Raw genomic sequence first — 9,931 nt, 5'->3', positions numbered from 1 at the left:
CGACGTCAGTCATCCAATAGTCGCGTTCTTACGGAAAGGTGCTCGTGGCTTGGATTTGCGGTAGCGATTGACCACAGAAGCTAGGAACGACAACGGGTGAGGTTCACCCAGGACGGTGGACACCAAGATAGCGAGACCACGGGTTCTGCTGGAAGTATGTCCTCATGTCCCGCAAACGCAGGTCGTTCACGACCGAGTACAAGGTCGAGGCCGCCCACCCGGGGGGAAAGATTCCGGCCGGACAATCGCCGAAGTCGCCCGTGAACAGGTCATCAACGAAGCACTGCATGGGCGTTGGGTCGCCAATGAGCGCCGACGTATGGACGCCGCAACTGCCACCGGCGACGAACCGTTGACTGCTGCCGAGCGCACCGAACTTTCCCGTCTCCGCAAGCAGGTCGCTGAGTAGGAGAAAGACATCTCGTTCCTGAAAAAAGCACCCTTACAATCAAAGGGTTAGCGCAACAGCGCCGGTGAAGGACGACAAGGGTATCGAAGATCGGTATGAGGTTCCCCCCGAAAAGTGGACAGTGGTCACGCGGCCATGATGGGCGCGATCAGTGACTGTTCGTACGTGGTGGGGCTGAGCATCCCGATCGTGGAGTGCCTACGGCGAGTGTTGTAGAAGTTCATCCAGTTGTCAACTGCAGCAACCAATTCAGTGGCATGAACGAAGGTGTGCCGGTAGTAGTACTCGTGCTTGAACGTCGACCACAGACTTTCGGCGCCGGCGTTGTCCCAGCATTGACCGGTTTCACCCATCGAACGCCGCAACCCGTATCGTTCACACGCCTGCTTCATGATGCCAGCTGTGTATTGAGATCCTCTGTCCGAGTGCATGATTGTGCCCGCAACATCGCCGCCACGTTCGGCGACCGCCATCTCCAACGCTTCGACAACCAGCTCGGTGCGCATGTGATCGGCCACGGCCCATCCGAGAACCTTCTTCGAGTGCTCGTCCTTGATCGCGCACAGGTACATATCCCCCTCCCCGCAGGTCAGATACGTTATGTCCGAAGTCCACACCGCATCGAGTTCACCCTGATCGAAACGGCGCTGGACCAGATCATCAGGGAACGAGGCGAACGGATCGACCACGGTGGTGCGGACCTTGAACGTGCGCGGACTGATGCCGACGACACCGAGCGATCGCATGATCTTGGCGACAGTTTTCTCGGTGATCACCTCGCCTCGGTCGTGGAGTTCGGCGGTGATGCGCGGTGCCCCGTACACGCCTTTCGACTCCTGGTGGATCGCGAGGATCTTGATCTCCAGATCGGCTCTACGCTGCTCTCGCTCTGCCAATCGGGTTGTCACACTGCGTCCTTGGTTCTTGTAGAAGCCGGAGGTCGACACCTCGAGCAGGCGCGCCATCCGGTGAACTGCGGAGTTCGCGTACTCCGCGGCCATCAACGTGTAGAGCTCTACTTTTGTTGATTGGCTGCGAAGTACGCGGACGCTTTTTTCAGGAACGCGATGTCTTTCTCCTGCTCGGAGACCTGCTTGCGCAACCTGGCGAGTTCGGTGCGCTCGGCGGCGGTGAGCGGTTGATCGCCGGATGCTGCGGCGGCTTCGATTCGCCGGCGCTCATCGGCGACCCACCGACCGAGTAGGCCTTCGTTGATACCCAACTCGCGGGCGACCTCGGCGATGGTGCGGCCGGAATCGATCACCCTGCGGGCGGCCTCGACCTTGTACTCGGTCGTGAAAGACCTGCGTTTGCGGGACATGCGGACATCCTTCCAGCGGAACCATCGATCCCGCTATCTCGGTGTCCACCATCCGGGGGGAGCCTCAGTAGACCGGGAATGCCGGATGAGAAGAAGACGGAGTTGTGAAGCCGGTGGCGTTCCGGGGAGTCGATCAGCGTCATATCCCGCGCAGTCGGGAAGGCGCCGGGATCGGTATCCACCCCCTTCTGAAGTATCACGGCGGCATTGCGCCACAGCCACGACGGGAGCGGGTTAACTCATTGACTGTTGTTGAGCGTGACGTTATTTCGCGGCCGAAAGTCGTCAAATTGCGAGGAACGATGGTCGTGGCAGCTATCGCGCTGCTGCTGCGCAAGATCGTGCTGGTATGCGGGCCAAGAGGCCCGAACAGTGCCTGCTGCAACGGCACCCACTCCTACGCGCACGGGTCGTGTCGATGCTCGAAGACGAGTGGTCACCTGAGCAATTCGTGGGACACCTGAGACTGCTCCACGGGGGGTAACAACGAGCTGGCGATCAGCCATGAAATGATTTACCGCTCGATCTACATCACTCGCTGGGGTGTGATTCCCCAGAAGTTGCGCAAACGCTTGGGAACGCGACGTCCGATACGAAAGAACAAGCGATACAGCGTCAAAGGCCACTGGCGCTCGCAAATTATTGATGCGCGGTCGATCGAGGATCGACCCGCTGATGCAGAGGATCGCAGCGTCAGCGGTCACGTGGAAGGGGACTTCGTAATAGGTTCGAAGAATGGTCAGGTTGCCACACTGGTGGACAGCAAGGCCCGCTATCTGACGGTTGTTCAAACACCGACCCGACACACAACCTCGGTCATTCCTGCGCTGGTGAGGGAGTATGGGCGGAATGAATCCAGCGTTTTGTCGGACTCTAACCTGGGACCGCGGGATGGGGTTGGTCGGTCACAAGCTGCTGAGCGCCGCGACCGGCATCGAGATATTCTTCGCTGCGCCCGCAGTCCGTGGCAGTGGGGTAGCAGTGAGAACACCAATAAGCTGTTGCGCCGATATCTTCCGAAGGGAATGTACGTAAGAAATCTGAGTCCAGCGCCTCGGTCATCGACTCAAGCCGCATGTGGTCCGCCACCGACCACCTCAGCACTTTCTTGGAACGCTCATCCTTGATCGCGCACAGGTACATGTCGCCGTGTTCAAAGGTGAGAGAGTGATAGGCGAAGTCAATACGGCATCGAGCTGGCCCCGATAGAACCGACCTTGCAACAAATAGTCGGCAAATGAGGAATGGATCGACCGCGATGGTCCGTACTCTGAACGTCCGCAGACTGATCACGACGATACCGATCGCGCGCATGAGCTGGTCGACCGCCATCACTTGCGGACCGAGCTCGTCGCTGCGCCGTTGACGAATACCCCTGCAGCACCCTTCGTCGAGCCGGAAGCGATTTTTCACTCCGACCTGGACAGCGTGTACAAATTTGGGCTTAGCGGTCTCCCTTGAGCCTCCGGGCCTGCTGTCCTCGATCGGACGAACCGGTCAATGTGATCGGCCCAGGGATTTCGGACAGTGGACCCGCTTAGAATAAGGGATCTACCGAAATGAGCCAGTCCAGCATGAGCAGATCGCGTCGATCGTTCAGTCCCGAGTTCAAGGACGAACTGTGCCGAGAGGTCATCGACTCCTCCAAGCCGATCAGCCAAGTCGCCAAGGCCTACAACGTCGGTGACGACAGTCTGCGCCGATGGTTGGTGAAGTACCGTGACACCCACGGCGGCGGCCCGGACACCGAACTCACCCTCACCGAACGAGCCCGCCTCGCCCAACTCGAACGGGAGAATCGAGAACTTCGAGCCGAGGCAGCCTTCCTGAAAAAAGCAGCCTCGTACTTTGCACGGGGAGCCACGGTAGTGGCGAAGTACGAGTTCATCGATTCCTATGTCGCGGACGACTCCGCGGTAGTACCGATCACCTACCGCTGCCGCTCGCTCGAGGTCTCCACCTCCGGGTTCTACCACTGGAAAAGCCGGCCACAATCAGCAACCGCAATCCGCAGAGATACTCTAGCACAACGCATTCGGGTGTTCTTCAGGCTCTCGCACGGCACGTACGGATACCGCCGCATCCACGCAGATCTGCGAGCAGCCGGCATCCAGTGCTCCCCGGAACTGGTCCGATCGATCATGCGCGACGAGGACCTCGCGCCGTGCCAACCGCGGCCGTTCCGGGTCACTACCGACTCCGACCCGAACAGCGCACCGGCAGTGCCGGATCTGCTCATGCGCGACTTCTCCGCTAATCGCCCAGGAGCGAAGTTCGTCGGCGACATCACCTACATCCACACCTGGCAGGGGTTCGTATATCTCGCGACGGTCATCGACTGCTACTCCCGCAAAGTCGTGGGCTGGTCGATCGCAGACCATATGCGCACCGAACTCGTCGCGGCGGCGTTGACGAATGCGGCATCGACGACCCTGATCGAGTCGGGAGCGATTTTCCACTCCGATCGCGGCACTTGCCGTCTACACATCGCGGGCCTACCGGGCTTTGGTGAGCTCGCTGCGGATGCGGTCGTCCATGGGGCGGACCGGGGTGTGTTGGGACAACAGTATGGCGGAAAGTTTCTTCGCGGCCCTCAAGAACGAGTGCGTCTACCGAACGATCTATCCCACGAAAGACAAAGCGCGACAAGATATCATCAGATATATCGAAGGGTTCTACAATCCACGACGCCGGCATTCGGCAATCGGGTACCGATCCCCGAACGACGTCCACTACAGTTATCTGCAGCCCGCGATCGCGGCCTGAGAATAGTCATCTCCATTGTCCGAAATCCTCGCGGCAGATCAATGCTCGCACAACTGCATAGCCGAAAGCTTCTTCCCCGCAACGAAGGAAATTCGTATACCTCACCGCGTAATCCGCCAAATATCCAGCACCACAGGACATGAACCCATACCAACGAGAATTCCTACAATCCGCGACGGGGGACATCAGCACTCAACTATTAGGCCCCAAACGACGTCCGCTACTGTTATCGGCATCACGTCACTGAGTCCTGAAATTGGCCATCTCCAGTGTACGAAATCCCCGCGGCAGATCAGCATTCTTCTACGCCGAGAATCAATGCCAATTGAAGGATGTCACCCACATCGGGACAGATCTACATCTATGCCCGGTACTCCCGGTCGAGGAGGACATGCCACTGGGACCGAGGTGGTCGGCAGCATGGAACCAGCAAGCTGTCACCCCACATCGATACGCTCGACAGGTTGCGGTGAGTCAACCGCGACGTAAGACAGTTAGAACGGACGCGAAATGAAGTTCAAGAGCGAGCAGTCCTACGACAAACTGCGGGGCGGGTACTACACGCCCGACCATGTCGCCCGGTACCTGACACGGTGGGCTTTGGCCGACGGTGCCACCTCGGTTCTAGAACCTAGCTGCGGCGACGGTGCATTCCTCAAAGCCGTCGTGGAGCTCGACCAGCCACCCGCCACTGTCCATGGTGTCGAACTCGACCCATCAGAGGCAGCCAAAGCGCAGAAAGTCCTTGGTCGCCCCAGTAAAGCACGTAAAGTCTTCGCAATGGACTTTCTGTCCTACGCGCAGATGCCAGGACGTTCGCGATATGACGCAGCAGTCGGCAACCCGCCGTTCATCCGCTACCAGTTTCTCGAACCCGAAACACAGATCCTGGCGCGCGACTTGTATGCACGTCACGGACTCCCCTTCACTAAGCACCTCAACGCGTGGGCTCCATTCGTCGTCAACAGTCTCGACCTCACGGCTCCCGGCGGCCGAATCGCAATGGTCATCCCAGCCGAGCTGTTGAACGTCATACACGCCGGCGGTCTTCGGTTATTCCTGCTCCAGCAATGCGCCAAAGTACTCCTGATCGATCCTCAAGAACTGATCTTCGACGCGGCACTCCAAGGCACCGTCCTGCTGATGGCGACAAAGCGCTCTGAGGAGACGGATGGCTGCGGACTAGCCGTTGAGCATGAGCCAACCAACGATTTTCTCGACCGCGACCCCGGTGCTAGGTTCGATGCAGCACGCTTCATCCAGACTCCTCCTACAACCACGAAGTGGATGTCGTCGCTGCTCACCGCTGAGGAGCAAGAGACTCTTGCTCGGGTGCGCGCCCTGCCGGCTGTGCACAGATTCGACGAGGTCGCCACGGTCAGTGTCGGAATTGTTACCGGAGCAAACAAGTTCTTTCTCGTGCCAGACTCAGTGGTCAAGGAGTTCGACCTCTACCAGTACGTCAAGCCGATGTTCGGTCGCAGCTATCACGTGCCGGGTGTTATTTATGACACCACCACCCACGCTGCTAACACAAGCAAAGGACTCGCTACAAACTTCTTGCACTTCGGTTCAACTACCTTTGATGATCTGCCAAGTGGGGCTCAGAGGTATATCCAGAAGGGCGAAGCAGAGGAACTGCACCTGCGGTACAAGTGCCGCATCCGCGACCCCTGGTACGACGTACCCTCAGTACGGTCCGCCACCATGAGTCTGTTGAAACGGTGCCACGAGGCGCCGCGCCTCATCAGCAATACAATGAACGCTTACACGACCGATACGGCCTACCGTGTCGCGAGTGAATACCCACCCGAGGTACTAGCCGTTGGATTCTTCAACTCTTTGACCGCATTGACCGCTGAGATGTCCGGCCGCGCGTACGGCGGTGGGGTGCTCGAACTCGTGCCATCCGAGATCAGGTCGTTGGCGGTTCCAGTCATCGACATACAACCTGATGTGCTCCGACAACTCGATCGACGCTTCCGCGATGGCGACAGCGTGGAACAGATATTCAGGGCCCAGGACGAAACCGTACTCGGGCAAGCAGGTGTCTCGAGCGACGACATACGCGTCATCCAAAACGCTCGTCTGCGTCTGATGAACCGTCGACTCCGCGAGGTGACTACCGCATGAGGTTCGATAGCACTGCGGTCGTCGAGCAGTTGGTTGGAAAGTTTGCGTCTAGCGTTGACCAGTACACGGCCACCCACGGACACTATCTTGAGGCGGATGCACGGAGTGAGTTCATCGACCCGTTCCTTCGGGCTCTCGGTTGGGATGTCGAGAACCTCCAAGCACTAATTCCATCTCAACGAGAAGTTGTCCGCGAGCAAAGTCTGCCGCAGGAGGTTGGCGCCAGTAAACGGCCCGATTACACCCTCCGGGCAAGCGGAATCAGCAAGTTGTATGTGGAGGCAAAAAAGCCGTCGGTCAACATACTTACCGACATGGAGTCGATTCGGCAGACGCGAGCGTACGGCTGGACCAAGCAGCACCCCATCGCCGTGCTTACCAACTTTCGACATATCCGCATCTTTAGCACTGTTGTGCCAATCAGCCTCAGCGATATTTCGACGACAGCACTACTTTTCGAGTGCGAGTACCTGGACCTGGCCACGAACCTCGGAAAGATCGCAAGCTTGATCGGCCGCAGCGCAGTCAATGAGACCGGCTGGGAGGCGCAGTTCGGCACGCCACTCGCCACAGCACCACTCGCAGCGGACAAACGATTCATCGAGCAATTTAACGGGTGGCGGCTTCAAGTGGGCCACGACCTCGTAACCAACAGTGCGGCGATGACAGAGGACGAGGTCAACGACGCAGCACAGCGGATCCTCAACCGGCTAGTGTTCGTCCGGATGTGCGAGGACCGCGGCATCGAGGGTGAAGGCGTACTACGCGAAGCATTCAATGGAACAATTACTGACGTCGTCGAACTCTTCAAGCGGCTGAACGACCGTTACAACACCGGCATCTTCCGTACCGCCGCCCTAGCCAACGACCCCGTGGTCCTGATAAATGCCGCCACGCTCAAAGCAATCGTCGAGAACCTCTACGCGCCCTTCTCCCCATTCTCATTCGCCGTACTCGACGCTGACTTCCTGGGGCTCGTCTATGAATCGTCGCTCGCCGAGCACCTGAGCATCCGAACCACAGAAGGTAAGCGAACCGTTCGCCTCAACAAAAAGCGCGAATACGCGAATCGCGACGTAGTGACGACGCCGCAAGAACTCGTCGACAGCACTGTGCGCGCCGCGATCGATGAAGTGGACGTCAGCCTTCCAAAGACCCTTGACTTCGCAGTCGGATCGGGACGCTTTTTACTGTCCGTGTTCAACGTTCTCGTCGAGCGTGAGGTCCTGCGCAGAACCAACCTCCCTGGGAAGCCAGGTCTATTAAAGATCGGCAAAGATACCTACCGGCTGTCCTTCGCGGAGAAATGCGCCCTGCTCGCAGAACACCTTTTCGGAATAGACATTGACTTCCACGCCGTCGAAGTTGCCCGGTTCAGTCTGCTGGTCCGCCTCCTCGAAGATGAGGTCCGCGACACTCTCCCCTCTCGCCGGGGTGGCATTCTGCCCGACCTCGCCGTGAACATCGCCCACGGCAATACCCTAGTCCGAAAGATGCCTGCAAATGCTCTCTCAGGAGCCGAAGAAGTTACACGGCCCCTCGACCTCGCACAGGTAGGGCTTCCGACTGCCTTCGACCTCATCGTCGGCAACCCGCCGTACGTCAGCACCGAGAATATGCGCAAGCTTGACAGACTCGAATTCGAGTACGCCAAGCAAAATTACGTCACCGCCCACCAGCAATTCGACAAGTACTTCCTGTTCGTCGAGTTCGCCGTGGATCACCTTCTCCCGGGAGGCGTACTCGGCGTAGTCATCGCAAACAAGTGGATGACCGTCGAGGCGGCAGCTAAACTCCGGGCAATGCTGCGCACAAAAGTAGCGGTTCGACGCCTGACCAACTTTCGCCACGTGCAGGTGTTCGTAGACAAGGAAATCTACGTCTGCTCGCTGGTCGCCAAGCGAGCCGAGGCGTTGGACTTCGAGTATGCCGAGCCGGACTCCATGAGTCACCACGCCGACGGCGCGAGTACGCACCGCACACTGAAATATCAGCTACTCCCCGCGGAAGATCACGCCGCATGGGTTTTGCCCGCCAATACCAACGAAGAGCACGTACTTGTACTCATTCAACGCAATTCAATCCCGTTGAAGGACATCGTTCACGTACGAAACGGCGTCCAAACGAGCCTCAACCGCATCTACCTGATTAAAGAATCCTCCCTTCTGGACGGCATCGTCGAGTTCGCTTTCGCCGGCGAGCTATGGCACATTGAGGAAGCAATCACCAGGCCATATTTGGATGACTCCACCAGGCTGCGTTCTCACTTTGAAGTGAAGGCTGACGCACGCATTATCTACCCATATCGCAAGACTACGTTGGCACAAAACCGTTCCGGGTTCGAAGTGATCCCTGAGTCCGTAATGCACGCGAGTTATCCTCTTGCCGACAAGTTTTTGAAGGCACACAGAAGCGACATCGAAGGCCGTGGAGACGTCTCCGCGCGCGAGCGCAAAAAAGCGTTCTACGTCTACGGACGTACTCAGGCGATCGGTTACGCCGACCTTGCTCCGAAGATCGTCTACACGGTGAATCAGCGCGGGGAGAAATACGGACTTGACACTACGGGTATCGCCTTTCAGTCCGGCGGAACCGCTGGCGAGGTCGCCATATACCCTCGGGACCTTGGTTATTCATTAGATTTTGTACTCGCACTGCTCGATCAGCCTGCAATCGAGTTCTTCTTGCGCAAGCGGGGCAGCCCGTTCCTCGGCGGGTACTACGCCCGTGGTTCTGCGGTCATGAACGATGTACCTGTTCCGAAGCTCGACTTCGCCAATGAGTCTGACGTCGAGTTTCACGATAAGGTGTCCGAGTTGATGGTCGAGCTCCGAAAGCTGCATGCCAAGACTGCCACGACGTCAGAGCGTCGCATGACCCAGCATCAAGCTCGCATCGACTCGGCAGCTCACGAGGTCGAGGCCCTCTTCCAGGACCGGTGGGGCCTGTCAGCGAACACTGTGGCGAAATTGAAAGCCTGAGAGGGCCTGCGCTTTCTTAGCTACATGGCCGATATATCAAAGACGGAATTTCGTTGTTTTCGGCAAAATTCATCTTTTTGGCTCCGCATACCCGGAGAAACGACAATCTAAGGCGTTACGCACATATTTAAGGCGGATACTCCGAGTGAGCTGGACTCCCTTGTAGGAGATGGCATGTCCTCAGTGAACGAGGCCGCTTTTTAAGTCTTGCTGCTTTGAGCTGGGAGGATAGACCACTAAATGTTGTGGGTATGAACGTTGCTAACGTGGGACTGAGGTAGACGGGCTGGTCCTCCGCCGCGGAATGGGAGTTGCAAACCG

5 protein-coding genes and 2 pseudogenes are annotated in these 9,931 nt (G+C 58.0%); 4 read left to right on the top strand and 3 right to left on the bottom strand.

The genetic code is table 11. The annotated features are described in order from the left end of the window. Positions 1-115 precede the first annotated feature (115 nt). The gene (locus E5720_RS16455) at positions 116-409 is read left to right on the top strand and encodes a transposase (protein ID WP_136171533.1); all 294 of its coding nucleotides are present in this window, start codon (positions 116-118) and stop codon (positions 407-409) included. 125 nt (positions 410-534) lie between these two features. Here E5720_RS16455 and E5720_RS16450 read toward each other — a convergent pair whose 3' ends face one another. The 3 genes and pseudogenes from E5720_RS16450 to E5720_RS16440 all read right to left on the bottom strand — a co-directional run bounded on the left by E5720_RS16450 (position 535) and on the right by E5720_RS16440 (position 3,143). Next, positions 535-1,560: an IS3 family transposase gene (locus tag E5720_RS16450; RefSeq protein ID WP_136171532.1), complete on the bottom strand. Its 1,026-nt coding sequence runs from the start codon at positions 1,558-1,560 to the stop codon at positions 535-537. Beyond that, positions 1,557-1,730 (bottom strand): annotated as a pseudogene (locus tag E5720_RS22100) (transposase); the annotation flags it as partial. The gene E5720_RS16450 and the pseudogene E5720_RS22100, both read right to left, overlap by 4 nt. An 873-nt stretch (positions 1,731-2,603) precedes the next feature. Next, entirely contained in the window at positions 2,604-3,143 is a 540-nt protein-coding gene (locus tag E5720_RS16440) for a hypothetical protein (RefSeq protein WP_136171530.1), read from the bottom strand. A gap of 161 nt (positions 3,144-3,304) precedes the next feature. On the opposite strand from E5720_RS16440, the pseudogene E5720_RS16435 reads away from it, so the two are divergent. The 3 genes and pseudogenes from E5720_RS16435 to E5720_RS16425 all read left to right on the top strand — a co-directional run bounded on the left by E5720_RS16435 (position 3,305) and on the right by E5720_RS16425 (position 9,610). Further along, a pseudogene (locus tag E5720_RS16435) lies at positions 3,305-4,496 on the top strand (IS3 family transposase). A 510-nt stretch (positions 4,497-5,006) separates the two neighbouring features. Next, a complete protein-coding gene (locus tag E5720_RS16430) occupies positions 5,007-6,629 on the top strand; it encodes an N-6 DNA methylase (RefSeq protein ID WP_136171529.1) in 1,623 nt (540 codons plus the stop codon). After that, positions 6,626-9,610 carry a type I restriction enzyme HsdR N-terminal domain-containing protein gene (locus E5720_RS16425; RefSeq protein WP_136171528.1) on the top strand — a complete coding sequence of 995 codons (2,985 nt, stop codon included), beginning with the start codon at positions 6,626-6,628 and terminating at the stop codon, positions 9,608-9,610. Before E5720_RS16430 ends, E5720_RS16425 begins: the two co-directional genes overlap by 4 nt. Positions 9,611-9,931 lie beyond the last annotated feature (321 nt).

The sequence above is a fragment of the Rhodococcus sp. PAMC28707 genome (assembly GCF_004795915.1).
In the GTDB taxonomy this organism is placed as follows: domain Bacteria; phylum Actinomycetota; class Actinomycetes; order Mycobacteriales; family Mycobacteriaceae; genus Rhodococcoides.
Note: the sequence above shows the minus strand (reverse complement) of the source record. Positions and strands in the feature narration are given on the sequence as shown.